The organism is Dyella kyungheensis (genome assembly GCF_049913195.1).
Taxonomy (GTDB): Bacteria; Pseudomonadota; Gammaproteobacteria; order Xanthomonadales; family Rhodanobacteraceae; genus Dyella; species Dyella kyungheensis.
The window spans coordinates 2,092,345-2,118,223 of record NZ_CP183983.1 but is presented as its reverse complement, the minus strand read 5'-3'; the positions used below and the strand labels follow the sequence as shown (position 1 = coordinate 2,118,223).

General features: G+C 64.2%; 24 protein-coding genes and 5 tRNA genes. 10 read left to right on the top strand and 19 right to left on the bottom strand.

The window, feature by feature from the left end; all coding sequences use genetic code 11:
* Nucleotides 1-76: 76 nt before the first annotated feature.
* The 3 genes from ACN9MB_RS09495 to ACN9MB_RS09485 all read left to right on the top strand — a co-directional run bounded on the left by ACN9MB_RS09495 (nt 77) and on the right by ACN9MB_RS09485 (nt 1,600).
* Nucleotides 77-166: transfer RNA gene (locus ACN9MB_RS09495), tRNA-Ser, on the top strand.
* Between the two features lie 339 nt (nt 167-505).
* The gene (locus tag ACN9MB_RS09490; RefSeq protein WP_426271618.1) at nt 506-799 is read left to right on the top strand and encodes an addiction module antidote protein; all 294 of its coding nucleotides are present in this window, start codon (nt 506-508) and stop codon (nt 797-799) included.
* A 99-nt stretch (nt 800-898) separates the two neighbouring features.
* Nucleotides 899-1,600: a PP2C family protein-serine/threonine phosphatase gene (locus tag ACN9MB_RS09485; RefSeq protein ID WP_204635677.1), complete on the top strand. Its 702-nt coding sequence runs from the start codon at nt 899-901 to the stop codon at nt 1,598-1,600.
* 15 nt (nt 1,601-1,615) lie between these two features.
* On the opposite strand, the gene dnaQ is transcribed toward ACN9MB_RS09485, so the two are convergent.
* From dnaQ to ACN9MB_RS09470, 3 genes are read right to left on the bottom strand one after another with little or no spacing between them, the layout of a single operon-like run.
* Entirely contained in the window at nt 1,616-2,338 is a 723-nt protein-coding gene (dnaQ, locus tag ACN9MB_RS09480) for a DNA polymerase III subunit epsilon (RefSeq protein WP_426271617.1), read from the bottom strand.
* Nucleotides 2,335-2,778 carry a ribonuclease HI gene (rnhA, locus tag ACN9MB_RS09475; protein ID WP_204635675.1) on the bottom strand — a complete coding sequence of 148 codons (444 nt, stop codon included), beginning with the start codon at nt 2,776-2,778 and terminating at the stop codon, nt 2,335-2,337. Before rnhA ends, dnaQ begins: the two co-directional genes overlap by 4 nt.
* A gap of 27 nt (nt 2,779-2,805) precedes the next feature.
* On the bottom strand, nt 2,806-3,489 hold the full coding sequence (locus ACN9MB_RS09470) for a methyltransferase domain-containing protein (RefSeq protein WP_204635674.1): 684 nt from the start codon (nt 3,487-3,489) through the stop codon (nt 2,806-2,808).
* Nucleotides 3,490-3,711: 222 nt separating this feature from the next.
* Here ACN9MB_RS09470 and gloB point away from each other — a divergent pair, with 222 nt between their 5' ends.
* Nucleotides 3,712-4,476, top strand: coding sequence for a hydroxyacylglutathione hydrolase (gloB, locus tag ACN9MB_RS09465; protein ID WP_426271616.1), 765 nt, complete (start codon nt 3,712-3,714; stop codon nt 4,474-4,476).
* Nucleotides 4,473-5,726, top strand: coding sequence for a LysM peptidoglycan-binding domain-containing protein (locus ACN9MB_RS09460; RefSeq protein ID WP_426271615.1), 1,254 nt, complete (start codon nt 4,473-4,475; stop codon nt 5,724-5,726). Before gloB ends, ACN9MB_RS09460 begins: the two co-directional genes overlap by 4 nt.
* Before the next feature lie 81 nt (nt 5,727-5,807).
* Here ACN9MB_RS09460 and ACN9MB_RS09455 read toward each other — a convergent pair whose 3' ends face one another.
* The 10 genes from ACN9MB_RS09455 to ACN9MB_RS09410 form a co-directional block, all read right to left on the bottom strand.
* Nucleotides 5,808-7,712, bottom strand: coding sequence for a SurA N-terminal domain-containing protein (locus ACN9MB_RS09455; protein WP_426271614.1), 1,905 nt, complete (start codon nt 7,710-7,712; stop codon nt 5,808-5,810).
* A gap of 89 nt (nt 7,713-7,801) precedes the next feature.
* A tRNA-Asp gene (locus ACN9MB_RS09450) sits at nt 7,802-7,878 on the bottom strand.
* Nucleotides 7,879-7,887: 9 nt separating this feature from the next.
* Nucleotides 7,888-7,962: transfer RNA gene (locus ACN9MB_RS09445), tRNA-Val, on the bottom strand.
* 20 nt (nt 7,963-7,982) lie between these two features.
* Nucleotides 7,983-8,255 carry an HU family DNA-binding protein gene (locus ACN9MB_RS09440; protein ID WP_019465590.1) on the bottom strand — a complete coding sequence of 91 codons (273 nt, stop codon included), beginning with the start codon at nt 8,253-8,255 and terminating at the stop codon, nt 7,983-7,985.
* Nucleotides 8,256-8,581: 326 nt separating this feature from the next.
* A complete protein-coding gene (gene lon / locus ACN9MB_RS09435) occupies nt 8,582-11,098 on the bottom strand; it encodes an endopeptidase La (RefSeq protein ID WP_426271613.1) in 2,517 nt (838 codons plus the stop codon).
* Between the two features lie 171 nt (nt 11,099-11,269).
* Nucleotides 11,270-12,565 carry an ATP-dependent Clp protease ATP-binding subunit ClpX gene (clpX, locus tag ACN9MB_RS09430; protein ID WP_204635670.1) on the bottom strand — a complete coding sequence of 432 codons (1,296 nt, stop codon included), beginning with the start codon at nt 12,563-12,565 and terminating at the stop codon, nt 11,270-11,272.
* A gap of 106 nt (nt 12,566-12,671) precedes the next feature.
* Entirely contained in the window at nt 12,672-13,301 is a 630-nt protein-coding gene (gene clpP / locus ACN9MB_RS09425) for an ATP-dependent Clp endopeptidase proteolytic subunit ClpP (protein ID WP_204635669.1), read from the bottom strand.
* 37 nt (nt 13,302-13,338) lie between these two features.
* Complete coding sequence (gene tig / locus ACN9MB_RS09420; RefSeq protein WP_204635668.1) at nt 13,339-14,631, bottom strand: trigger factor; 1,293 nt, start codon at nt 14,629-14,631, stop codon at nt 13,339-13,341.
* Nucleotides 14,632-14,717: 86 nt separating this feature from the next.
* A tRNA-Leu gene (locus tag ACN9MB_RS09415) sits at nt 14,718-14,802 on the bottom strand.
* A gap of 231 nt (nt 14,803-15,033) precedes the next feature.
* Entirely contained in the window at nt 15,034-16,977 is a 1,944-nt protein-coding gene (locus ACN9MB_RS09410) for a formylglycine-generating enzyme family protein (protein ID WP_204635667.1), read from the bottom strand.
* A gap of 105 nt (nt 16,978-17,082) precedes the next feature.
* Between ACN9MB_RS09410 and rnd the strand changes: the two genes are divergently transcribed.
* Entirely contained in the window at nt 17,083-18,201 is a 1,119-nt protein-coding gene (rnd, locus tag ACN9MB_RS09405) for a ribonuclease D (RefSeq protein WP_426271612.1), read from the top strand.
* Between the two features lie 161 nt (nt 18,202-18,362).
* Nucleotides 18,363-18,438, top strand: a tRNA-Ala gene (locus ACN9MB_RS09400).
* A gap of 115 nt (nt 18,439-18,553) precedes the next feature.
* On the opposite strand, the gene ACN9MB_RS09395 is transcribed toward ACN9MB_RS09400, so the two are convergent.
* Nucleotides 18,554-18,742 (bottom strand): hypothetical protein, encoded by a 189-nt coding sequence (locus tag ACN9MB_RS09395; RefSeq protein ID WP_204635665.1) that lies wholly within the window; start codon nt 18,740-18,742, stop codon nt 18,554-18,556.
* A gap of 679 nt (nt 18,743-19,421) precedes the next feature.
* On the opposite strand from ACN9MB_RS09395, the gene ACN9MB_RS09390 reads away from it, so the two are divergent.
* Nucleotides 19,422-19,631 carry a cold-shock protein gene (locus ACN9MB_RS09390; RefSeq protein ID WP_204635664.1) on the top strand — a complete coding sequence of 70 codons (210 nt, stop codon included), beginning with the start codon at nt 19,422-19,424 and terminating at the stop codon, nt 19,629-19,631.
* Between the two features lie 114 nt (nt 19,632-19,745).
* Here ACN9MB_RS09390 and ACN9MB_RS09385 read toward each other — a convergent pair whose 3' ends face one another.
* From ACN9MB_RS09385 to ACN9MB_RS09370, 4 genes are all read right to left on the bottom strand, one after another.
* A complete protein-coding gene (locus ACN9MB_RS09385) occupies nt 19,746-19,877 on the bottom strand; it encodes a hypothetical protein (RefSeq protein ID WP_275586778.1) in 132 nt (43 codons plus the stop codon).
* A gap of 101 nt (nt 19,878-19,978) precedes the next feature.
* Nucleotides 19,979-20,293: a YkgJ family cysteine cluster protein gene (locus ACN9MB_RS09380; RefSeq protein ID WP_204635663.1), complete on the bottom strand. Its 315-nt coding sequence runs from the start codon at nt 20,291-20,293 to the stop codon at nt 19,979-19,981.
* Nucleotides 20,290-20,961, bottom strand: coding sequence for a class I SAM-dependent methyltransferase (locus tag ACN9MB_RS09375; RefSeq protein ID WP_204635926.1), 672 nt, complete (start codon nt 20,959-20,961; stop codon nt 20,290-20,292). The genes ACN9MB_RS09380 and ACN9MB_RS09375 overlap by 4 nt, the downstream gene beginning before the upstream one ends.
* Before the next feature lie 226 nt (nt 20,962-21,187).
* Nucleotides 21,188-22,075 (bottom strand): EamA family transporter, encoded by an 888-nt coding sequence (locus tag ACN9MB_RS09370; RefSeq protein WP_204635662.1) that lies wholly within the window; start codon nt 22,073-22,075, stop codon nt 21,188-21,190.
* A 244-nt stretch (nt 22,076-22,319) separates the two neighbouring features.
* On the opposite strand from ACN9MB_RS09370, the gene ACN9MB_RS09365 reads away from it, so the two are divergent.
* The gene (locus tag ACN9MB_RS09365) at nt 22,320-23,003 is read left to right on the top strand and encodes a DUF2076 family protein (RefSeq protein WP_204635661.1); all 684 of its coding nucleotides are present in this window, start codon (nt 22,320-22,322) and stop codon (nt 23,001-23,003) included.
* Between the two features lie 64 nt (nt 23,004-23,067).
* Here ACN9MB_RS09365 and ACN9MB_RS09360 read toward each other — a convergent pair whose 3' ends face one another.
* Nucleotides 23,068-23,781 (bottom strand): tetratricopeptide repeat protein, encoded by a 714-nt coding sequence (locus ACN9MB_RS09360; RefSeq protein ID WP_204635660.1) that lies wholly within the window; start codon nt 23,779-23,781, stop codon nt 23,068-23,070.
* Nucleotides 23,782-24,595: 814 nt separating this feature from the next.
* Between ACN9MB_RS09360 and tviB the strand changes: the two genes are divergently transcribed.
* Nucleotides 24,596-25,873: a Vi polysaccharide biosynthesis UDP-N-acetylglucosamine C-6 dehydrogenase TviB gene (gene tviB / locus ACN9MB_RS09355; RefSeq protein WP_204635659.1), complete on the top strand. Its 1,278-nt coding sequence runs from the start codon at nt 24,596-24,598 to the stop codon at nt 25,871-25,873.
* The last annotated feature ends 6 nt before the right edge of the window (nt 25,874-25,879 follow it).

Below are 25,879 nucleotides of genomic sequence, written 5' to 3'. Positions count from 1 at the left end.
AATCGCCCTACCCCATTGCCAGCCATCCCCACACCACGTAAAATCGCCGGCTCGCGTGGACCACACGCACATCTTTGGAGAGGTGGCAGAGTGGTCGAATGTACCTGACTCGAAATCAGGCGTACGTGTAAGCGTACCGTGGGTTCGAATCCCACCCTCTCCGCCAGATACAAAAAAGCGCCCCCAGTGGGCGCTTTTTTGTATCTGGCGGAGAGGGTGGGGTGAGACGCCACGCGGGTTCGACAAATTTGTCAGGAACAAATTTGGACAGCCGCAGGCTGGCCCCGCAGCGCGAAGCGCGGAGGGGTTGGGTCCATGAATGGACCCAACAATCCCACCCTGCCCGCGACTGCAAACCTTCACCGAAACAGGCTCTTTTCCTGCGCCATCCCCACCGCCTGCCTGTAGCCCACCGGCTACACCCTGCTCATAATCGGGTGACCAAGGTGCTGCTGACCGCACAGCCGCTGGCTCTCGTAGGCAACCTAAAACAGGCGATCCGAGGATGGAAAAAACTGAAACCTTCCCCTACGACGTGGTTGACTACCTGACCACGCACGAGGATTGCGCCGCTTATTTAGACGCCTGCATCGAAGAGAGCGACGGCGACGCTGCATTTATCGCCGCAGCCCTGGGCAACATCGCCCGCGCCAAAGGCATGGCTCAAGTAGCCAAAGATGCCGGTCTATCTCGTGAAAGCCTATACAAAGCGCTCTCGGGCGAACGCAACCCGGACTTCGCCACCATTTTGAAAGTGACGAGCGCTATGGGCATAAAGCTCCATGCAGCGGTCGCCTAACGCAAACCTGCCGATCCACCCCACTCGAAGCCACAACCTTCTTTACGCATTCATCCCCAATCCGTCATGCTCGCCTCGCACCGCCACACCAGGCACCTCATGATCGAATTCGGACACGGAACCCACGTCGGCCTGCGCCGCACGCGGAATGAAGACACCTACTATGCCGACGCCTCGCTCGGCCTGTTTCTCGTGGCCGACGGCATGGGTGGGCACCAGCACGGTGAAGTGGCGGCCGCGCTCGTGCGCGACGCCGTCGCCGATCTCGTCACCCGTGGACACACCCTGGTGGAAGCGGTTCGCGCAGCCGACGAGCGGCTGATCCAGCACAGCCGCAGCTTCCGCGATCCGCGGCCCATGGGCACCACGATTGCCGCGATCCGCCTGCATGCGGACACGTACGAAGTGGTGTGGGTGGGCGACAGCCGGGTCTATCTCTGGCAGAAAACGCTGCGCCAGGTCAGCCACGATCACTCGCTGGTGCAGGAGCTGGTGGCGGCCGGGACGCTCGATCCCAGGCAGGCGGCGCGGCATCCGCAGCGCAACGTGATCACCCAGGCCCTGGGGATCACGGCGGCCGAGCAACTGCACATCGGCATGGCGCGGGGCAAGCTCGAACACGGCATGTGTTTCCTGCTCTGCAGCGACGGGCTTACCGAGGAAGTGGACGACGGCATCATCGCGAACGTCGTCTCGCGCCAGGATCTCTCGGCGCAGGAGAGTGCGGAGCATTTGCTGCTCGCGGCACTCGATGGCGGCGGCAGCGACAACGTCACCATCATTCTCGCCCGCGTCAACTGACGCGGGCGCCAGCCTTCAGTTGACCGTAGCCGCCTCTTCGCGGCGCCACACGGATACACCGCCCGCGCTCTTGTCCAACCCATCGAGACGTTTCTCGTGCGTGGCGACTTCGTCCGCATTGGCGCGCAGCACACGGGGGCGATGCTCCAGCACCATCGGCGTCAGCGTCGCCGATACAGCCTGCTCGTGCCCTCCCTCGAAGCCCAGATCCAGCACGACCTGGCCCGATGTCATGGCGATATAGACGTCCGCCAGCAACTGCGCGTCGATCAGGCCGCCGTGCAGGTCGCGCGCGGAGTTGTCGACGCCCAGGCGTTTGCACAATGCGTCGAGGCTGTTGCGCTGGCCGGGATAGCGCTCGCGCGCCATCATCAGCGTATCGAGCACGCTGCAGCGGTCTTCCAGGCGTCCGAACGATTCGCCCAGGCGCGCCAGCTCGCCGTTGATGAAGCCCACGTCGAACGTCGCGTTGTGGATGATCAGCTCGGCGCCATCGACGAAGGCGAGGAATTCCTCCACCACGTCCGCGAAACGCGGCTTGTCGAGCAGGAATTCGTCCTCGATGCCGGTGACCTGCCGCGCGCCTTCGTCGATGGCGCGGTCGGGATTGAGGTAGGTCTGGTAGTACTTGCCGGTGGGACGACGCTCGATCATCTCCACGCAGGCGATTTCGATCAGGCGATGGCCCTGACGGACTTCGAGACCGGTGGTCTCGGTATCCAGCACGATCTGCCTCATGGCTTGCTCCTGAACTGCTCGGCCTGTTCGCGCGCCGCCACATCGACGCGCTCGTTTTCCGCATGGCCGTTATGACCCTTCACCCATTGCCAGCGCACCTGGTGCATCTGCGTCGCGCTGGACAGGCGTTCCCACAGGTCCTGGTTCTTCACCGGTTTCTTGTCCGCGGTTTTCCAGCCGTTGGCGCGCCACTTGGGTACCCATTCCTCGATGCCCTGCATCACGTAGCGCGAGTCAGTGGTGAGCGCGACCTTGCACGGACGCGTCAACGCCTCGAGCGCGCCGATGGCGGCCATGAGTTCCATCCGATTATTGGTGGTGGCTGGCTCACCACCTGAGAGCATGCGCTCGGTGCCCTTGGCGCGCAGCAGTGCGGCCCAGCCGCCCGGCCCTGGATTGCCGAGGCATGCGCCGTCGGTAAAAGCTTCCACTTCAGTCATTGTCACCATCGATCGATTTGCGAAAAATCAGGATGCCGCATTGCGTCGGGCACCCGGTGCCAGGCCAACGTTGACGGTGGCCGGCATGGTCTTGGGTTTCAGTCGGATCGGTGTGGCCATGCGACGGCGCTTGCGCGCGATCAGCAGATAGCCGCCCCCCAAGGCGCGCGTCGCGTCGACGCCGGCATGGCTGCCGGGCCACATCCGCCCGACGCGTTCGATGCGCTCGATTTCCAGTTCGCGCCGGCGCACCCAGCGCTCCAGCAGCAGCGGCGCATGCATCGCGGGAGCGCGACCGCGCGTACGCCACATCATCCACGGTAGCCATGCGCTGAAGGGGTGCAGTCCGGTCACGGCGAGCACGCCGCCGGGCGCCAGCACGCGCGAGGCCTCTTCCAGCATCTCCTGTGGCGTGCTGGACACTTCGAGCGCGTGGCGCAGCAGCACCAGGTCGAACGCATCGTCGAGGAACGGCAGCGCTTCGTCCGTGCGCGCGGTCAGATCGCCCCCGTAGTGCTGTCCAGTCATGCTCAGCCGGGTCCAGTTGCCCAGCAAGGGCAGCACCGGCGGCTGGTCGTCCATGGCGGCGCTCACCAGCAGCGCGTGGGTGCCGCTGCAGCGCTGCAGCCCCGGCGCCAGCGCGACGGTCTCTTCGGCCAGCAGACGGCGCAACGGAGCACTGCTGTAGATGTCTTGATCACGCTGAGACATGGAGGGCCGGCCGGTCGTATCGATGTCGACAGTGTAGCGGCAGCCCGCCGACAACGTGTCCTGGTCGACACCGATAACCGGGCCGCCCACGCAAGTCTGAACTGCCCGATTGACGGTTAACGTCTCACTAACGAGCGAGCCAACTTGGGGCCTTATAGTCGGGCACTTCCGCAGGCCTGGATGGCCTGCGTCAGCTGATTCGCTTCCGCGGAGGACGACTCCTTGCAAGTCGTACCGTTACCGGCGCTTGCCGACAACTACATCTGGGTGCTGCACGACGACGACGGCCAGGCCATCGTGGTTGATCCCGGCGAAGCCCAGCCGGTCGAGGCAGCCCTCAAGCAGAGGGATCTGCAGCTTCGCGCCATCCTGCTCACGCATCACCACCACGACCATATCGGCGGCGTGGATGCCCTGCTCGCCCGGCATGACGTGCCCGTCTATGCGCCGCATGACGAGCGCATCACTCAGGCGACGCATCGCGTAAGTAACGGCGACGTCGTGGTACTCGCCTCGCCTGCCTCGCGCTTCCTGGTGCTTGCCGTTCCCGGGCACACCACCACGCATATCGCCTATACCGGCGAAGGCGTGCTGCTTTGTGGCGACACGCTCTTCAGCATGGGCTGCGGACGCCTGTTCGAAGGCACGCCCGCGCAAATGCTGGCGTCGCTCGATCGCCTGGCGACGTTGCCGGGCAACACGCTGGTCTGCTGCGCCCACGAATACACCGCGGCCAATGGGCGCTTCGCGCAGACCATCGAGCCGGACAATGCCGCGCTCGCAGCGCGCCAACAGGAAGTTGCCGCGCTGCGTGCGCGCAACCAGCCCAGCCTTCCGGTCGCGTTGTCGACCGAGCAGGCGACCAACCCGTTCCTTCGCACGGACAACGATGCCGTGATCGCCTGGAGTCGACGCCACGGCGTTGAAGGCGACCGCGTGGCGCGTTTCGCGGCGTTGCGGGCCAACAAGGACGTATTCATCGGATGAAGACCAGCCGACGCCTTCGCCCACTGCCGCTCGCCACTTCGATGTTCCTGGCAGCGTGTGCATCGGGACCCGCACAGAAACCCGCGCAAGCGCCGGCTCCCGCGCCAGCCCCGCACGTCGAGACGTCGCACACGGTGGCACCCTCGCGCTCCACGCCGGTGGCGAACAGCGCGGTCGACGACGGCAATATCTGGCAGAACCTGCGCAACAGTTTCGCCATGGCCGATTGCGACGCCGACCCGAATATCCTCGCCTGGGCGCGCCGCTACACCAGCAACCCGCAGCGCTTCGAAGATCAGCTCGCCGCCGCCGCACCGCGACTGGCCTACGTGCAGCAGGTGGCCGAGCGACATCACGTGGCCGGCGAATTCGCCCTCGTGCCCTGGGTCGAAAGCCAGTATCGGCCGGTTTATGGCGCCAAGGGCATGCCCTCGGGCATGTGGCAGATCATGCCGTCGACCGCCAATGCCATGGGCATACGCGTCGACAAGAATTTCGATGGACGCCTGGACGTGCCGGCGGCCACGGACGCCATCATGGCGTTGCTCAGCCGCTACCACGACGATCTCGGCGACTGGCGACTGGTGGACTACGCGTTCAACGCGGGCGAATTCGGCATCAAGCGCGTCGTCAGCCAGCATGGCTCACCGCCCGACGAGCCGGTCATCCCGAAGATGCCGGTGAAGCCGGTGACGCGCGAACACCTGGTCAAGCTGCTTGCCATCGCTTGCGTGATCCGCGAGCCGGATCGCTTCGACGTCAGCCTGCCCTCGCTTCCCTCCGAACAGCGACTGGTGAAGGTGGAGATCGACAACTCGATGCCGATTGCGCGCGCCGCCAGCCACGCCGGCATGTCGCCAGACGATCTGAAGGACATCAATGCCGCGTTCCGCAACGGCGTGATCGATACGAAGGCATCGCCTTACGTGATGCTCCCCAGCAACAAGGTGGAGCAGTTCCGCAATGCCCTGACCGCCGAGAACAGCGGCAATGCCCAGAGCGTGCCCGGCACCGCGACGCTGCCGCCGCTGGGCGCCGCCCTCAGCGCAGCCGACGGCGACGACGGCGCAAGCCCGGACAAGCGCAGCGCATCGACCTCGAACCGCACGCATACGGTCAAGTCCGGCGAGAGCCTGTGGTCGATTGCAAAGCGCTACTCGGTCGACATCAAGCAGCTGCAGCAGTGGAATCACCTGGCAGGAGCCGTGGTCAAGCCGGGCCAGGTGTTGAAGGTCAGCGCGCCGGGCTGACGCAGACAGGCGACGGCTTCTTGCGACAAAAAAAAAGGGCGACCCTCGGGCCGCCCTTTTCATTTGCAACGCAAGCGCTGCTTACATGCGATCAGTCGCGATCTTGATATCGGTCTTCGCCTTCAACGCATCGATGTAAGCCTGCGTGGCGAGGATGCCGTACGCCTGCGCCATCTGGTCGCGCAACGTGCTGCGCTGTTCCGCCGAGACCTTGCTCAGGTCGCCGTCCTGCACCTTGTCCACGCCGACCAGCGCGAAGTTGCCATCCGGCAGGGAGACGCGGCCGAACTCCGCCTTGCCGGCGGCCGGATGCGGCAGCAGGAAGGCCTGCAGCAGCACTTCCGGAGCCACGCCCTGCTGCATGCGCACGGCATCGGCCACGACCTGCACCGTCGCACCCGACGAGCTGGCGACGGCCTGCATGTCTTCGCCCTTCTGCAGGCGAGCCAGCAGTGCGTCGGCGCGCTTCTGTTCCTCGGCCGCAGCGCGCTCGTCGAGGATCTTCTGGCGCACCTGGTCGCGCACCTCGGCCAGCGGACGCGCCGCTGCCGGCACGTGCTTGTCCACGCGCACCACGACGGCGTGATCGTTGCCCAGATCGATCAGGCCCGAATTGTTGCCCTGGAGCAGCACGTCATCGGAGAAGGCCGCCTGGACCAGCTTCGGATCGGCCGCGATGCCCTGGCCGCCCTTGCGCGAGAACAGCTCGGTGGTCTTCACCGGCAGGTTCAGTGCCTGCGCGGCCGTGTCCAGCGTCGAGGGGTTCTGGTAGGTCTGGTCGGTGAGCTTGCCAGCCAGTTCGTTGTACTGGCGGTCGCGCTCGGTGGTCAGGTAATCCTTGGCGATCTGATCGCGCACTTCGGCGAACGGCTTGGCGTCGCCACTGCGCACGTCGCGCAGCCACAGCACGTGATAACCCTCGTCGGACAGCACCGGCTTGGAAATCTGGCCCTTCTGCAGAGCGAACAGCGCGGAGTCGAACGAAGCGTTGGTGACGCCCTTCTCCAGCCAGCCCAGGTCGCCGCCCGAACGCTTCGAACCCAGGTCGTCCGAATCCTGCGTGGCGAGCTTGGCGAAATTGTCGGGCGTGGCTTCCGCGGCGATCTTCTCGGCCTTGGCCAGCGCGGCCTTCTGCTGCTCCGGCGTGGCGTTCTTGGGCACGTTCACCAGGATGTGCGAAACCAGTCGCTGCTCGGGCTGCACGAAGCGCTGCTTCTGGTCTTCGTAGCGCTTCTTCAGCTCGTCTTCGCTGGGCTGCGCATCGATCTTGAAATCGGCGCCGTTGACTTCGATGTACTTCACCGAGACCTGCTCGGGATTCATGAAGTCGGCCTGGTGCTCCTTGTAGAAGCCATCGAGCTGCGCGTCGGTCACCTCGGTATCGGTGAGTGTCGGACGCGGCACCGCGAACCAGCGCAGGTCGCGGCGCTGGTACAGCAGGTTGAGGTAACGCTCCATGTCGGCATCGGTGACGATGGTGCTGGCGATGATGGCGCGCGGCAGCAGGCCCGGTTCGAGCGAGGCGCGCTGGCTGTTCTCGAACATCGCCGGGGTCATGTTCTGCGCGGCGAGGATGGCGCGATAGGTGGCCGGATCGAACTGGCCGTTGACCTGGAATGCCTGCTGCGTGGCAATGCGATCGCGCAGTTCCACGCTGGAAACCTTCAGGCCCAGCGTCTCGTTGGTCTGACGCAACAGCTGCTCGTTGATCAGCTGATCGAGGATCTGGCGCTTGACTTCCGGCTTCTCGAATTCGGCGCCGTCGAACTGGTCGCCTGCGCGGGCAGCGGCGTCGCGGCGCGCCTCGTTGATGCGGTCCTGGAAGTCGCGCTGGCTGATTTCATGCTTGCCGACCATCGCGACGTAGGTGTCGTTGCGCGTCGCGAAATACGATTCGATGCCGAAAAACGAGATGGCGAAGACGCAGATACCCAGAATGACGATGGATGGCCATCCTTGAAGCTTGGTACGCAATGTCTGCAGCATGGAGATAGTCCCGGCTCTCGTTGTTCGGCGCACTTCAAGTGCGGAGTACTCAAATGGCAAGGGCGCCACACGGGCGCCCTTGCGAACAGTGGCGGAGCGGACGGGACTCGAACCCGCGACCTCCGGCGTGACAGGCCAGCATTCTAACCGACTGAACTACCGCTCCACTTTTTTCTGGTGGGTGCTGTAGGGATCGAACCTACGACCCTCGCCTTGTAAGGGCGACGCTCTACCGCTGAGCTAAGCACCCGAAACTAAGCAAGTAGCCGCTTAGTTTAGGGCATCCTTGAGGGTCTTGCCAGCCTTGAACGCCGGGACCTTCGAGGCCTTGATCTTGATCGTCTCATTGGTGCGCGGGTTACGGCCGGTACGGGCAGCGCGCTTGCGCACGGTGAAGGTGCCAAAGCCGACCACCGAGACGTCGTCACCCTTCTTCAGCGCCTTCTGCACGGTCTCGAAGAACGCTTCGAGAGCACGGCCGGCGTCAGCCTTGGTGAGTTCGGCCTTCTCGGCAATGGCATTGATCAGATCGGTTTTATTCATTGAGACACTCCCTTAAACGGTTATGCAGCCCGCATGGTCATTCTGGGACCAGGCGACGTCACCTCGTGGCAGACATCGGGGACATCACCAAGCAATCCCGCATCACTGCGCACCATGCTTGGCGTCAGGCTGCGGTGTCGCCTTTATACCAGTGGCCCCAAGGGTCCGCAATGACAAGCAATACCAAGGGTTCGCGCGGTTCAGCATGGTTCGCAAACGCTTGCAAAGTATGGTCTGAAACGTTATGTGCCCTGAGCATTTTCTGAGCCGTTCCGGACACGAAAACGGGCGGTTGCCCGCCCGTCATCGGTGACGCCGATCACGGATCAGTGAGGTCGCGTGTACGACTCCTGGTCCTGCGTCTCCTCGTGCGGCGCTTCCACCTTCGGCTTGTCGCCGTCGCCGGCCTGGCGGGGGTGAAGCGGACGCTCCAGCGCGATATCCAGCACTTCGTCGATCCAGCGCACCGGATGGATGTCCAGCGATGCGGTGATGTTGTCCGGTATGTCGGCCAGATCCTTCTTGTTTTCGTCCGGAATGATCACCGTGGTGATGCCGCCGCGATGCGCCGCCAGCAGCTTCTCCTTGAGACCGCCGATCGGCAGCACGCGACCGCGCAACGTGATCTCGCCGGTCATGGCGACCTCGGAACGCACCGGCACCTTGGTCAGCGCCGAGACCAGCGCGGTGCACATGGCAATGCCTGCGCTGGGACCGTCCTTGGGCGTCGCGCCTTCCGGCACGTGGATGTGGATGTCGTATTTCTCGTGGAAATCGGCCTCGACACCCAGGCGCTCGGCACGGGCGCGCACCACCGACAGCGCGGCCTGGATGGACTCCTTCATCACGTCGCCGAGCTGCCCCGTGTTGATCAAGCGGCCCTTGCCCGGGACCACCGACGCTTCGATGCTGAGCAGGTCGCCGCCCACCTGGGTCCAGGCAAGCCCGGTGACCAGACCCACTTCGTTCTGCAATTCCTTGCGACCGAAGTCGAAACGACGCACGCCCAGGTACTGCTCGAGATTGCCCGAATCGACGGCGACGCGACCCGGCGTCTTGGCCTTCGATTTGGCCGTCTTTACGGCTGTCACGGCCTTCTTGTTTTCCCCCTTGGCGGCAGCCTTCTTCACCTGGCCCAGGGTCAGCTCCTTGACCACCTTGCGGCAGATCTTGGAGATCTCGCGCTCGAGGTTGCGCACGCCCGACTCGCGCGTGTAGTAACGCACGATATCGCGCACGGCCTCTTCGTCGACGCTGAGCTCTTCGGGCTTGAGGCCGTTCGCCTTCAGCTGCTTGGGCAGCAGGTATTTCTGCGCGATGCCGAGCTTCTCGTCCTCGGTGTAACCCGGGATGCGGATGACTTCCATGCGGTCGAGCAGCGGGCCCGGGATGTTCAGCGAGTTGGCCGTGGCCACCCACATCACTTCGGACAGGTCGAGGTCGACTTCGAGGTAGTGATCGTTGAAGGCGTGGTTCTGCTCGGGATCGAGCACTTCCAACAGGGCCGACGACGGATCGCCGCGGAAATCCATCGACATCTTGTCGATCTCGTCCAGCACGAACAGCGGATTCTTCGAACCCACCTTGTTCAAGTTCTGCACGATGCGCCCCGGCATCGAACCGATGTAGGTGCGGCGATGGCCGCGGATCTCGGCCTCGTCGCGCACGCCACCGAGGCTCATGCGAACGAATTTGCGATTGGTGGCCTTGGCGATCGACTGACCCAGCGAGGTCTTGCCCACGCCCGGCGGTCCGACCAGGCACAGGATCGGGCCTTTCATGGTGTTCACGCGCTGCTGCACGGCAAGGTATTCAAGGATGCGTTCCTTGACCTTCTCCAGGCCGAAGTGATCGGCGTCGAGCACGTCCTGGGCGAGCTGCAGGTCCTTGCGCACCTTGCTGCGCTTTTTCCACGGCACGCCAACCAGCCAGTCCAGGTAGTTGCGCACCACCGTGGCTTCGGCCGACATCGGCGACATCTGGCGCAGCTTGCCGAATTCCTGGCGCGCCTTGACCAGCACCGGCTTGGGCATGCCGGCGGCTTCAATCTTCTTCTGCAGCTCTTCGATTTCGTTCGGGCCTTCCTCGCTCTCGCCGAGCTCCTTCTGGATGGCCTTCATCTGTTCGTTGAGGTAGTACTCGCGCTGGCTCTTCTCCATCTGCGACTTGACGCGGCCGCGGATGCGCTTTTCCACCTGCTGCAAATCCATTTCGCCGTCGACCAGGCCGATCAGCAGCTCGAGGCGCTGGCCCACGTCGGAGGTTTCCAGCACGCGCTGCTTGTCCGCCATGCGCACGGACAAATGCGCCGCGATCGAATCGGCGACCCGCGACGGATCATCGATGCCAGACAGCGTCGCCAGCACTTCCGGCGGCAGCTTGCGGCTCTGCTTGACCAGTTGCTCGAACAGCGAGATCAGCGTGCGCGACACCACGTCGAGCTCGCGCTCCTTGGAGCTGTATACCGGCTCGATCACGCGCGACGTCGCGGTGAGCATGCCGCCGTCTTCGTTGTAGTTCTCGATCTCCACGCGCGACTGGCCCTCGACCAGCACCTTCACGGTGCCATCGGGAAGCTTCAGCAGCTGCAGCACGCCGGCGAGCGTGCCGATCTGATGGAGGTCGCTGATCTTGGGATCGTCGATGTCCGGGCTTTTCTGCGCCACCAGCAGGATCTGACGCTCGCCCTCCATCGCGCGCTCCAGCGCACGCATGGATTTGTCACGTCCGACGAACAGCGGAATGACCATATGGGGATAAACCACCACGTCACGCAACGGCAACACTGGCAGAGCGTCCAGCGTGGCACCGGTGGCTTGGGGATTGGAGGCGGTCTTTGCCATCGAAGAGAATCTCTCGTGATGAGTCGTCTTTGCACCGACACTGCGCCGCGTGCATCTGTACGTCAAGTGGTGGCTTTTGGGCGCTCACTCAAGTGTATGAAGAGCCACAAAAACAAAATGGCCCCGGCATTTCTGCCGGGGCCATGCGATGCACTACGGCCTTTGGACTGCTTAGGCGGCGTCGCCGCCCTCACCTGCCGCACGCGACTGCTTGAGGTTGCCGCGATAGATCAGATACGGCTCGGCTTGGCCCTCGATCACGGCATCGTCGACCACGACCTTGCTGACGTGCTCCAGCGACGGCAGCTCGTACATGGTGTCGAGCAGCACCTGCTCGAGAATGGTGCGCAGGCCGCGTGCGCCGGTCTTGCGCTTCAGTGCCTTGCGGGCAATCGCCTGCAGCGCTTCCGGGCGGAACTCCAGTTCCACGCCTTCCATCTCGAACAGCTTCTTGAACTGCTTGGTGACGGCATTCTTCGGCTCGGTGAGGATCTTCACCAGCGCGGGCTCGTCCAGCTCATCGAGCGTGGCGACCACCGGCAGGCGGCCGACGAATTCCGGGATCAGGCCGTAACGCACCAGATCGGAAGGCTCGACGTCCGAAAGCACCTTGCCGAGATTTTCGCGGCGTTCCTTGCTGCGCACTTCGGCAGAGAAGCCGATGCCCGTGGTCTCGGAGCGCTGCTGGATCACCTTCTCGAGGCCGGCGAATGCGCCGCCGCAAATGAACAGGATGTTCTTGGTGTCCACCTGCAGGAATTCCTGCTGCGGATGCTTGCGACCGCCCTGCGGCGGCACCGAAGCGAGCGTGCCTTCGATCAGCTTCAGCAGTGCCTGCTGCACGCCTTCGCCCGACACGTCGCGGGTGATCGACGGGTTCTCGCTCTTGCGCGAAATCTTGTCGATTTCGTCGATGTAGACGATGCCCGACTGCGCCTTGTCGACGTCGTAGTCGCACTTCTGCAACAGTTTCTGGATGATGTTTTCCACGTCCTCGCCCACGTAACCGGCTTCGGTCAGCGTGGTGGCGTCGGCGATGGTGAACGGCACGTTGAGCAGGCGCGCCAGCGTCTCGGCCAGCAGCGTCTTGCCCGAACCGGTGGGGCCGATCAGGAGAATATTGGACTTGCCCAGCTCCACTTCGTCGCTCTTGGAACGCGACTCCATGCGCTTGTAGTGGTTGTACACGGCGACCGCGAGCGCCTTCTTGGCGCGGGTCTGGCCGACCACGTACTGGTCGAGCGTTTCCATGATCTCGCGCGGCTTGGGCAGCTGGCTGCGCCCGGAGGCGGCCTTTTCCTCAAGCTCTTCGCGGATGATGTCGTTGCACAGCTCTACGCACTCGTCGCAAATGAACACGGACGGGCCCGCGATCAGCTTGCGCACTTCATGCTGGCTCTTGCCGCAGAAGGAGCAGTAGAGAATCTTGCCGCTGTCGTTGGAACGGCCCTGCCGATCGTCGCTCATGCCTGGATCCTGCTGATAAATCGATTGCGGTTTGAGAATAGCACAGCGTTCCGCGTCTGCAGCGAGACGCGGAACGGCTTGCAAACCTGGTACCAGGTGCCTGAAATCAGCTCGATTTCACCGTTTCGAGGGCGCGACGGTCAAGGACTTGATCAATAAGGCCGTATTCCTTGGCGGCCTCGGCGCTCATGAAGCGATCGCGCTCCATGTCCCGCTCGATCTTGTCCAGCGGCTGGCCGGTATGCTGAACGTAGATATCGTTCAGGCGGCGACGCAGGTACAGGATTTCCTGGGCCTGGATCTCGATATCGGTCGCCTGGCCGCGGGCGCCGCCCGACGGCTGGTGGATCATCACGCGCGAATTGGGCAAGGAATAGCGCTTGCCCTTGGCGCCGGCCATCAGCAACAGCGACGCTGCGCTACAGGCCTGGCCGATGCACATGGTGCTGACGTCGGGCTTGATGAACTGCATGGTGTCGTAGATCGCCAGCCCGGCGGTGACGGCGCCGCCCGGGCTGTTGATGTACAGATGGATGTCCTTGTCCGGATTTTCGGACTCAAGGAACAGCATCTGCGCGACCAGCAGGTTGGCCACCTGATCGTTCACCTCGCCCACAAGGAAGATCACGCGCTCCTTCAGGAGGCGTGAATAGATGTCGTACGAGCGCTCGCCGCGAGCGGTCTGCTCGACGACGATCGGTACCAGGTTGAGGTTTTGGATCGGGTCCATAGCCATGCGTGTCGCTCTCCGGTGTATTGGCCTGAAGAATGCCTCAGGCGTTGACCGGGCGCATCACCTCGTCGAAGCCAAGATTCTGCACAGTGGTGGAGGCGTGATCCGCCACCCACTCTGCGACCTGGTCTTCCATCACGCGGTTCTGCAGCCCAGACATCAATTGGGGGTCGCGATTGTACAGTTCAATGACCTTTTCCGGCTCCTCGTAGGTCGAGGCGATCGCGGCCAGCTGCTCGGCCACGCGGCTGCGGTCGATCACCAGGGCCTGCTTGCGGGCGATCTCACCCATCAGCAGACCGGCGATCACGCGCTTGCGGGCGACCGGGGTGGCGGCGTCGATCAGCTGCGGCGGAACCTGCTGGCCGCGCGGAATGCTGTTCTGGGCCAGCGCCTGGGCTTCGGACTGCACCATCACGTTGGGCACGTCCAGGTCCGGGTGCGAATCGGCCAGCTTTTCGGCCACTTCGGACTTCAGGCGGGCCATCAGGGTGGCCTTCAGCTCGCGCTCGAGGTTGGCGCGCACTTCCTTGCGGAACTTCTCCAGGTCGCCGTCGGTGATGCCGAACAGCTCGGCGAATTCGCCGTTCACTTCCGGCAGCTTCGGCTCCTGCACCTTGATGATGCTGAAGTGGCACTGGGTGGTCTTGCCGGCCAGGCTCTCGTTGCGGAAATCGGCCGGGAACTCGACGTCGGCGTCGAATGCATCGCCCGCCTTGCGGCCGGTCAGCACGTCGTCCAGCGCCTTGAACAGGTTGCCCGAACCCAGCACGCTGCCGGCGCGCTCCAGGCCTTCGGCCGGGAAGCGGTAGTCGCCGGCCTGCGCCGAGTATTCGAACATCACGAAGTCGCCTTCGGCCGAGACGCGGTCCACTTCTTCGAAGCTGCGGCGCTGCTGGCGCAGGGTTTCGATCATCTTCTCGATGTCGGCGTCGGTCACTTCGGCGACCGGACGGGTCACGGCCAGCGTGGCAACGTCGATTTCCGGGAATTCCGGCATCACTTCGAAGGTGGCCGTATAGGCGATCTCACCTTCGACCGGACGACCGGTGGTATCGATGGCCGGGTTGGCGATCGGACGCAGGTTTTCCTGGGCGACGGCTTCGCGCAGCGTGCTGCCGATCAGGTCGGAGAGCACTTCACCGCGCACCTGGTCACCGAAGCGCTGCTGGATCACTGCAGTGGGCACCTTGCCCGGACGGAAGCCCTTGAGGCGCACGGTGCGACCCATTTCGGCGATGCGAGCATTCACCTGCGACTCGAAACGCTCCGCGGGGAACTTCACCGTGAGCTTGCGCTCGAGCTTGCCGACGTTTTCAACCGAAACCTGCATGACGTCTCCTGGTGTACCGGTAAGGGCGCCCGTCACAGGCGCCTGGCAGCTCGAAGGCTGCCTTCAAAAAGGAAAAACCAAAGGGATGGTGCGAAAGGAGGGACTCGAACCCTCACGGGGTTACCCGCTGGAACCTAAATCCAGTGCGTCTACCAATTCCGCCACTTTCGCATCAGAACTAACAAGAGGAAGTGTCCGCAAGCATCGGATTTCCAAGGAGATATAGGTGGAAAAACCCTTACTCCCCGCCCGCCGGCTTCCGGGCGCTCCGCCCCTAAGTCGATGATTCCCTTACACGAAAGCAGACCATTTTACGGTTCGCGCGGGGCGCAGCACAAGCGGGGATGACAGGTCGCCAGGCGCAGGCAGCAACAACCAGGACTTCCCTCGGCGCCGGGCGATTTACAACTCGCGCAGCACCCGGAAACCCACGCGTCCGCTGCGCACGTTGGCATCGGCACCCTGGCGATAGGCCGAGCGCACCTGCTCCGGCGAACTGCCCCACGAACCGCCGCGGACCACGCGGGAGCCGCAACCGGGGTTGACCCAGGCGCTGCCGTCACGTGGGGCACGCAGATAACTGTCGTGCCAGCAGTCTTGCACCCATTCGGAGACGTTGCCGTCGATGTCGTACAGGCCAAAGGCGTTGGGTGCGAAACTTCCCGCCGGCGCCGGCCCCCAGTAGCCATCGCGATAGCCCTGGAAGGCATTGCTCCAGCGTCGACCGCTGGGCGATCGATCTCCGGAACCGGTGAGATTCTCGACCTTGCTGCTCGGCGTGCCGTCGCCCCACCAATAGCGCGAGCTGGTGCCGCCGCGCAGGGCGTACTCGAACTCCGCCTCGCTGGGCAGCCGATAGGTCTTGCCGGTGCGCTGGCTCAGCCAGTCCACGTAGGCCTTGGCGTCGTTCCAGGAGACGTTGACCACCGGCATGCGGCTGTCGGCGCTGCGCCCGGCATAGTCGTCCTGCCAGCCCGCGCTGCTGTCGTCGCGCATGGCGCCGGTGCCTTCGTCATACACGCTGGCGCCGCCCAGCTTGACCGAGTCGGGCTGGTAGCCGCTGGCGCGGACGAATTCGCGGAACTGCCCCACCGTGACGGAGGTGCGCGACAGCGCAAAGCCCTTGCCGATGGTCACTTCGTGCTGCGGCGTCTCGTCGTCTTCCCGGCCTACTTCGTTGTCGGGCGCACCCATCTGGAAGCTGCCGGTGGGGATGACGATCATCGAGGGCGTCTGCCCCGGAATATCCACGAAACGGTCGGTAAAGGACTGGCCGGGCTTGTAGCTGGCGTACAGGCGCGCATTGGTCAGGCGTTCGCCGAATTCGGTGAGCCCGGCCAGGTCGGGACTGATCGCCTTGGCCTGCTCTGCCAGTTGCTGGGCCAGCGTGAGATTGCCCGAATCCAGCGCGGAACGGGCCTGGCCGAGCAATCCGTTGGCGCGTGCCTGGCGCATGCCGTCGACGCGCGTATGCACGTCACGCAACGCCGGGGAATCGGGTGCCACCTGGGCGGCATCCGCCAACGCCTGGTCGGCCGCCTTGAAATCGTTCTGGGCCACGGCGGCCAGGGCGCGGTCGAGCATCACGCGCTGCACCTGCAGCGTGCCCTGCGCCGCAACGGCGTTATCGGGATCGAGCTGCTGCACCTGCCGGTAGAGTTCCAGCGCGTTGTCGCCCTTCGGCTGGTCGGCATTGCCCTGCTGCAGCAAGGTGGCGGCCTTGGCCAGCAATGGCCGAACCTGCGACAGCGTTTTCAGCTTGGCCTGCAACAGCGCCACGTCGTCGGCGGCGTCGGGAATGAGCTTGAGCGTGTCGAGCAGATCGTCGGCGGCTTCGGCATCGCCCACGGCCAGGCTCTGGTTGATCTCCGCCACCAGGCGCACGCGTACTTCGAACAAACCCTGCGCCGCACGGCGACTATCGGGCTTGAGCTTGAGCGCCTGCTCGTACAGCGCCACCGCGCTGCCGTCGCCGCCGGCAAGCTGGCCTGCCTTGAGGGCCTTGTCGGCGCGGGTGATCAGGGCCTCCACCTCAGGCGTATCCGCGCTGAGCTGTTCGGGCAGGTTGGTGTTCTTCTTGCTGAGTCGGGCCACCACCACGTCGGTGGGCGCCAGGGTGAGCGGCGGGCCCGCATCCACCTCGGAAGGTTCGGGCAGTTGCCCCATCGGGGCCGGCGCCACCGAGGTCACCGGGCCGAGGTTCATTGCGCGATGCGCAGGGGACGTCGACGGCTCGACGTGAAACACGCGCGGAAAGAAATGGTAGACGAGCGCGAGCCCCAGCAGCACGACACCCAAGGTGCCGCCGAAGGCGCGTTGTCGTCGTACGGTTTCCTTGCTCGGCATGTTGGGCGTCCCTGGGCAGCCTGCTATGGTGGGCGATCTAAACCATAGGCACAAACCGATGTCAGGACAATGCACGCGTGCATAAGTCCCGGCTCAGGAATACGCATGCATCTAGAAACCTCCCTGGCGCCCGACGCCGCATGGATCGAGCGGCGCGACGACCTGCAGGCCTGGCTGGCGGAACTGCCGGGCGATGCGGCGCTGGGCTTCGACACCGAATTCATGCGCCGGAATACGTTCTATCCGCAACTGGCGCTGATCCAGCTGGGCTGGAACGGCCGCTACGCGCTGGTCGACCCGGTTGCGTTCGAGATCGACGATGCGCTGCAGCCGTCGATCGGCGAAGGCACGGCCGTCACCGTCATGCACAGCGCCAGCGAAGACCTGGAAGCCTTGTCGCCGTTCCTGCCGAACGGACCGCGCCAGCTGTTCGATACGCAGATTGCCGCCGCTTTCGTCGGCATGGGCCTGGGGATCAGCTATCGCGCGCTGGTGGCCGAGCTGACCGGTGTCGAACTGGACAAGGGCGAAACGCGCTCGGACTGGCTGCAACGGCCGCTCACCGATTCCCAGCGCGCCTATGCCACTCTGGACGTCGTTTACCTCAAGCCGGTGCACGAACAACTGGCCGAGCGACTGATGCAGCGCGATCGCGTGGCATGGCACGCGGAAGACTGCGAACGCCTCAAGCAACGCGCCTGCTACCGCGAGGGCGACCCGCAGCCACAACGCACGTTCCGCAGCGCCTCCGAATGGAGTCCCGAGCAGCGCGCCCTGCTCCGTCGCGTGCTGCTGTGGCGCGACCAGTCCGCCCGCACGCTCGACCGCCCACGCCCCTGGCTGCTCGAGGACGCCGCCGCGATGAGCCTGGTGCAACAAGTACCGCGCACCGCGGCCGAACTCGACAGCCGCACGCGCGGCCAGCGCGCCCTGCGTTCGCCGCAGCGCGCCGAACTGCTGACGGTGCTGCTCAACCCGGTGGACGCCGATGAAATCGACGCCACCCAGAACATTCCCGAATCGCCGCAGGGGGAAGCCAAGCGCGCCCTGCCCGCCATGAAGGATTGCGTGGACAAACTCGCCGGCGAGCTGGATCTTCCCGCCGGCCTGCTGTGCCCGCGCAAGGTGCTGGAGGAATACGTGGTCACGGCGCAGTGGCCGGAGTTCCTCGAAGGCTGGCGTCGCCAGATCCTGCTCGAGCCGTTGAGCCGCCTGCTTCCCTGAAACGGTGAAGCTGTGCGGGAGCGCACTGGCGCGCGACTGGTGCGCGCCGATGTGCCGCGGGCGCGCACAAGCGCGCTCCCACAAGGCAGAAGGTACGGCCCGCCGTCTGTGCGGGGGCTTGGCGAAGCCCGAAGCCGGCTGGTAGCATTAGCCGCTCGTGTGGGGCCATAGCTCAGCTGGGAGAGCGCGTCGTTCGCAATGACGAGGTCGGGAGTTCGATCCTCCCTGGCTCCACCAACTCCTGAAAACAAAACAGCGCTTTATGCCTCGCGGCGTAAAGCGCTGTTTTCTTTTGGACCGCAGCGAACCCGATCAGGCGGCGGACCGTCCGCCCCGTCGCGACGCGTTGTCGTTAACGGCGATGGCGCGTATTGGGAGCGAGCGGCTTGCCAGGCGCCAGGCCGGTATGACCTGCCTCTCGCGCAAAACGCTGCGTCGTCTGATAGCTGAGCTTCTTGTCACTCGACTCCCGCTTGACGGAAGTTCCACTGTAGACGTCGTGGATGCGGGCCAGAGAAAGCGGCTCAGTGGGTTGCTTCATGGGAATTCCTTGGAAGGTGGCAGGTGCGCGCCTGAACGTGGCCAGGCACAACGGTGACTGCAAAAAAACCGATCGATCACGACTTAGTGCAGGCAGTGATACCAAAGAGCCTCAATTCCCGTCCGTGTGGCACACACTTTCGCGTCCTTGACGGAGACAAACCCTTCTTGAAGCAGGCAGCGCAGATCGAAACGACGACCCACCGCCCTCAGAGGCAACGGACAGGCAAGTGCAACGTGACGCAGCATTGCCCATTGCCCAGATGTCAGAAACTTGCATGGACTCATGACGCGATCCCTAACCGGAAAGCATCCACGACATAGGCGCGATCGACTCGAAGGCTCGCCTGCGAGATGCCACACCTCATCCACCATACTCCCTATTGCCGGCATGGTTGTTATGTTTTCCGGCAGCGCCGCAGCGTCTCGAACAGGTGCGCGAATGCCCGAGTGAAAACCGTCCAAGGCACTGCCGCCAGGCGCCCAGGTGAACGGCCGGGACATTATTCATTTGCTTTTTAAGGCTGTGGCCTCTACTGTGCACGGGCTGAGTTTCAAGGGTCACCACGAATTGTGGCCCGATGCTGTAGATTGAAGTTACCTACACCGTTGCACCCGTTTCCTCCTTGTGACCAGCTTTTCCGCCGCTAAGCGGCTTTATTCGTTCCAAGGAGCAAATCATGTCTCAAGTCGAAACCGGTACCGTGAAGTGGTTCAATGACGCCAAGGGCTTTGGCTTCATCAGCCGTTCCAGCGGTGAGGACGTGTTCGTCCATTTCCGCGCGATCCAGTCGCAGGGCTTCAAGAGCCTGCAGGAAGGCCAGAACGTGTCCTTCATCGTGACCCAGGGCCAGCGCGGCCTGCAGGCCGAGAACGTGCAGGTCATCTGACCTCCGTTCCGGTTTGCTGAAAAACCCGGCCTTGAGCCGGGTTTTTTTTGGCCTGTCGCGCGCCACCAGGTCAGCGCCTGCCGGCAACGGCAAGCGCCAGGCGCTGGATGGGCGTCACCGCTTGATCGGTTCTTCCGACACCGGCACATCGCGCGCGGCCTTCTTCTTGGCCTGCTTTTCATCTTGCTGCTTCTTCTTCGCGATCTCGCGCTGACGCTTTTCGAAGGAATAGTTCGGCTTTGCCAAGGGAGTCCTCGTGGTTTCAATCGCTGGCGATGGATGCACCGGGCACTATCGACAGCTTCGTGGGTTGAAAGATCGAGCCTGCGCGATGCCCAGGCTTGTTGCTATGCCTGCTGAGCCGCGGCGGCGCGCTCTTCGAAATAGTCGGAGCGTACTGCCTTGCAGTAGGGACCGTTCATGACGAAGCGGCGGCAGATGGCCGGACGGCTTTCGTAGATTCCGCAGTTCATGCGCGTGCTGTTGATGGCGACGCACCAGCCGTCCTCGTCGTGCTTCATCACGTGCAGCCCGCTGGGCAATTGCGTGGTGAGATGCGAGGGAATCCTGTCTTCCGGTTGCAGCACCACGGTGAGGCGGCAACACACCGCATCGCAGCTGGCGCAGCTGGCCTTCTTCGAGGCAGGTCGCGGCTCGGTCATACCACCACCCTTGCGCCGTTGCGGGAATAGTAGAGGAGATTGCCGCGGTACGGCGGCGCGTCCTGATCGTCCATGGGACAACGTGTTTCGGTCAATTCAAATCCTTGCGCTTCCAGCAGTCGACTGAAGCGTGCGCTGTGGCCACGCCCGGGATCGGTCACCAGAATCTCGGCATTGGGAGCGGCATGACGCTCGATGACGGAAGCCAGCAACTGCGAATGGGCGGGCTCGTAAAGCACATCGCTGGCGATGATCAATTCGAAATGGCCCAGCGTCGGTAGCGGAACGTCCCAGCGAAGCTGGCGATAATGCACCGAGGGCAGCTCGTTGAGCGCCGAGTTGTAGGCGAGAAACGGCTCGGAAAGCGGATGCATGTCCGAAGCCACCACATCCGCGCCGCGACGCTGCAGCACCAGGCTGGCCAGTCCAATCCCGCAACCCAGTTCAAGGATGCGCTTGCCGTCGATGTCGAAGCGGTGCATCGCTTGTGCAAGCAGACGTCCGGACGGCCAAATCTGGCCGAACAGGCTCCATTGGGCGGAGGAAATACCCAGTCGCGAACTGTGGCCGTCGTGATCGGAAAACTGCTGCTTGTCGCTGAGCACGCGCAAACGATAGACGTGCCCCCCAACGGGAACACGTTCGTGACGGGTGGCATAACCTGGCATGGATGCTCCCAGGGGCGTCCCCGAAACTCCGGGGCACATGTGATAGGGGAGCGAAGCGTGTGGCTTCACCACACCTCACGCGCGAGGCGAGAAAGTACTTGCCATTGCATGCTACACCATAGGGTTGGCGCAAATGTGATGGCAACGTTCCGATCAACGCTGATGAGATCGCGCTAGCTGCTGCTTCCCGCAGTCATCGGATGTGTGGCGCGGCGTTCGCGCAGCATCAGTTGGCCAAGGGCGGCTCGGCGATGGCGGGCCGGCGTGCGCTCAAGGCCGTGCCCGCGGCAGCAACGATGATGGCGACGATGGCCAGCCATTGCAGCACGCTCAGCCGCTCACTCAGCAACGCCACGCCCGCCACGGCAGCCACGGCAGGCTCCAGGCTCAGCAAGGTGCTGAAGGTGCGGGTAGGCAGTCGCGTCAACGCCATCATCTCCAGCGAATAGGGCAGCGCCGAACTCAGCAGCGCCACGCCCAGCGCATACGGCAGCAACGCGGGCGACAGCAGCGCGCTGCCGGCGTGCGCGACACCGAACGGAATCGCCAGCAAGGCGCCGATCGAGGTGCCCCAGGTCACCGCATCGGCACCATGCGCATCCCCTGCCCGCCGGCCGAACACGATATACAGCGCCCAACCCAGACCGGCGGCCAGCGCGTACATCACGCCCACCGGATCGAGCGACTTGGTCGATGCACCCAGCGGCAGCAACAAGGCAAGGCCGACGATCACCAGCGCAATCCACACGAAGTCGAGCAGGCGCCGCGAACTGAACACCGCCAACGCCAGCGGGCCGGTGAACTCGAGCGCCACCGCGATGCCCAACGGAATCGTACGCAGCGACATGTAGAACACCAGGTTCATCGCACCCATGGACAGTCCATAGGCCCACAGCGCACCCCAGTTGGGCCGGTCTCCCAGGCGGCGCCACGGACGACGCCACAACAGCAGGATCAGCGCACTGAGTCCCAGTCGATACGCGGTCGCGCCCTGCGCGCCGACGGACGGAAACAGGTGCTTGGCCAGCGAGGCGCCGCATTGGTACGAGACCATGCTGATCAACAGCACGCCGATCGCCAGCGCGACCGGACCAATCGTTGAACGTGGGGACATGGGGCCATCGCAAAGGAACAGTGACGTCATGATGCCTGCAGGCCCTTGCGAAGCCCACCATGCAAACCGACCTAGGCGCGCGAATCTCCCGTCGAAAGAGCTTGCGCATTCGCTGACTGCAAGGAAAACGACAGCGACATGGCCCTTGATGTTGGGCGTGGCGGGCACACTTTCGGCACTGCACGCCGAAGAAAACGAGCGCCACAGTGATCGTCATCCGCCGTCCCTTGGAGATTTGTTTGTCATGACCCCGCAGGAACAACAGCTACTCGATGATTTTCTCCAGCGCCTCGCCGCCGCCGGCAGCGTGTCGAAGGACCCGCAGGCCGATGCGCTGATCTACCAGCGGCTGTCTAACCAGCCGGACGCGCTCTATCTGCTGGTGCAGCGCAGCCTGTTGCAGCAGCAGGCGCTCGACGCTGCCAAGGCGCAGATCTCGCAGCTGCAGGCCCAGCTTGCTTCGCAGCAAGGCGGTGGCAGCTTCCTCGGCGGCCAGCCGCCGGCCTGGGGCGCGGTGCCGCCGCCGGTGTCGCCGCAGCAAGCCATGCCTCCGCCGGCCGCACCGAGCTGGCGTGACCGTCTGTTCGGTGGCGCGCCGGCACAACCGGCCGCTGCTGCACCGAGTTTCCTGTCGCAGGCCGCAACGACGGCCGCCGGTGTGGCGGGCGGCATGTTCCTGTTCGACGGCATCGAAAGCCTGCTCGGCGGCCATCATGGTGGTGGTGGCGGTTTCTTCGGCGGCGGCGGTGGCCAGCCGACGGTGATCGAGAACATCACCGAGAACAACACCTACAACAACGACGACCGCCATGATCGCCTCGACGATAACCGCGATCGCGACGATTTCGCCTCCAACAACGACTTCTCGTCGTCCAGCGATTTCGACGATGGCAACGACGGCGGCTTCGACGACAACGGCTGGGCCTGACCCGGCGTATTGAAAGCCTGCCTCGCGTATCGAGCGCACCCCGTCGTCGGCGGGGTGCGTTTTTTTATGTCGAGGCCGCCAGGGTGCGCAGCTGCGCATGCTGCGATTGGCGCAATTCTTCCCGCAGTGATTCGACGAACGACGCCGGTGCGGTGGCCAGCACGCAACGCAGCAGCTCGCAGGCCTCGTCGATGTGCCCCTGCTCGGTAAGCACGGCCGCCCAGCAGCACTGGCCACGGTAGTCGCCCTTCTCCGCGGAACGGCGATACAGCTCGCGGGCGCGTTCGAGGTCGGGCTCGGTTTCCCAACCGTGTTCGTGGTACTGCCCGAGCGAATGCATGGCACGGCCATGCCCGGCCTCCGCCGCCCGCGTGAACCAGTGGAATGCCGCGGCACGATCCGCGCTCACGCCGCGGCCGCTGGCGAGCAGGTGGGCGTAGTTGTACATGCCCCCTTCCGAGCCGTGCTCGGCCGATTCCCGATACCACACAGCGGCCAGGGCATGGTCGACGTGGCCGCCCCAGCCGTTTTCCAGGCAGCGTCCCAGCATGTTCATGGCCACCGCTTCGCCTTGGTGCGCCGCCTGCTGGAACCAGTAGCGCGCCTCGGCGGCGTTGCGCTCGCAACCGATGCCTTCCAGCAACATCTGGCCCAACGCCAGCCGCGAGGCGCAGTCGCCAGCGAGCGCCTGCACCTGCACCATGGCGAACGCACGCGAGGGGTCGCGCCGCAACAACTGCGGAAAGTCGTCGTTGTGCTGGCCCCGTGCGGCTGTCATGGGTCCGACCTCCGGCATGGCTGGCGGCAGCGCACGCCGGTCGGTTCCGGCGGGAAGCCATCGCCATCGAACGACAGGCCGGCGCCCCGTGACGGCTGGGCGCTCGCGCCAACATTCAACACGTGTGGAACCTGCAGCAGCATCGTTTTCCCTGACCTTTACCTATCGGCAGCGCCCGGTGCCAGTACGCCCTCGATCGACAGCGCCACGACCGTATCAGAAACCGATCTTGGACGGTTAGACGGCCGGCTCGGGCGCGACACACTGGCCATTCGGCGGATGGGCGGACCGGCCAACCCAACGGACCGCGTCGAGCTGGATATGTTCAGCCTTTCAGGCAGGGATACTCGCGCCATCCCGTAAAACCCGGGCCGCCGCCCTTGCTTTGAGGGAGAGGTGCCGGGTCGATGGATTTGACAATCGCGGGGGCGCTTCGCAATATCTTGCTAGGCCGGCCGTCTTGTCTGACCGTCTTCCCCGGCCGATGCCCGTGCTGCGGACCGCGGCGCCGGCCACCTGACACCGGCGCGTCGAGCATCGCGCCCTCGCCTGCTTTCGTCCATCACCGCGCATCGAAAGCGCCACCGGTGCACGGCGTCGCATCGCCATACGCCATCCGACAAGCATCCTCTGGCCTAGCGGAAAACCAGCACGACCCTGCTAGCCTTTTGCCCGTTGCAACGGTCCGCGCTCTTGCGTGACGCGTTGCGCGCATGCATCAACAGGGGCTGCTCGGTCGTTCTCCAACAGGTGATCCATCGGATACCCTGCGGGTGGAATCCACGCCCTCGCCAACGGACAGCGGAAGAACGGCATGCAAAATCTGCAAGACACCAAGCTCGCCATCATTGGACTCGGCTACGTCGGCCTACCCCTGGCCGTGGAATTCGGCAAGCACTACGACACCGTAGGCTTCGACATCAACCAGCGCCGCATCGACGAATTGGGCAACGGCGTGGACCACACGCTGGAAGTGAACGGCGAGGAGCTGGCCGAAGCGCATCGACTGCGCTTCAGCTCGCAACTGGCCGACCTGGCCGACCGCAACATCTACATCGTCACCGTGCCCACGCCGATCGATTCGGCCAAGCGCCCCGACCTGACGCCGCTGATCCGCGCCAGCGAAACGCTGGCCAAGGTGCTCAAGCGCGGCGACATCGTGGTCTACGAATCGACTGTGTATCCGGGCTGCACCGAGGAAGTGTGCGTGCCGCTGCTGGAGAAGGGTTCGGGCCTGGTGTTCAACCGCGACTTCTTTGCGGGCTACAGCCCCGAACGCATCAATCCGGGCGACAAACAGCACCGCGTCACCACCATTCTCAAGGTCACCTCCGGCTCCACGCCCGACACCGCCGACACGGTGGATCGCCTGTACGGCTCGATCATCACCGCCGGTACGCACAAGGCCAGCTCGCTGAAGGTGGCCGAGGCCGCCAAGGTGATCGAGAACACCCAGCGCGACCTCAACATCGCCCTGGTCAACGATCTTTCGATCCTGTTCAACAAGCTCGGCATCGACACGCTCGAAGTGCTGCAGGCGGCGGGAACCAAATGGAACTTCCTGCCGTTCCGTCCCGGCCTGGTCGGCGGGCACTGCATCAGCGTCGATCCCTACTACCTGACGCACAAGGCGCAGGAAGTGGGACATCATCCGGACGTGATCCTGGCCGGCCGCCGCACCAACGACAGCATGGGCCCCTACGTGGCCAGCGAAGTGATCCGGCTGATGGTGCGCAAGGGCATCAACCCGGTGCGCGCGCGCATCCTGGTGCTGGGCCTCGCCTTCAAGGAGAACTGCCCCGACCTGCGCAATACGCGCGTGGTCGACATCGTGCACGCGCTGCGCGGCTACAACGCCGAGGTCGATGTGCACGATCCGTGGGTCAACGGTGACGAGGCCGAACACGAATACGCGCTCAAACCCATCGAAGCGCCGAATAACGGCGACTACGACGCGGTCATCATTGCTGTGGGCCATCGTCAGTTCACGGCGCTGGGCGCGACCGGCATCCGTGCGTTCGGCAAGCCGTCATCGGTGGTCTACGACGTAAAATACGTGCTGCCGCGCGAAGCGGTCGACGGTCGGCTCTAAGGAACA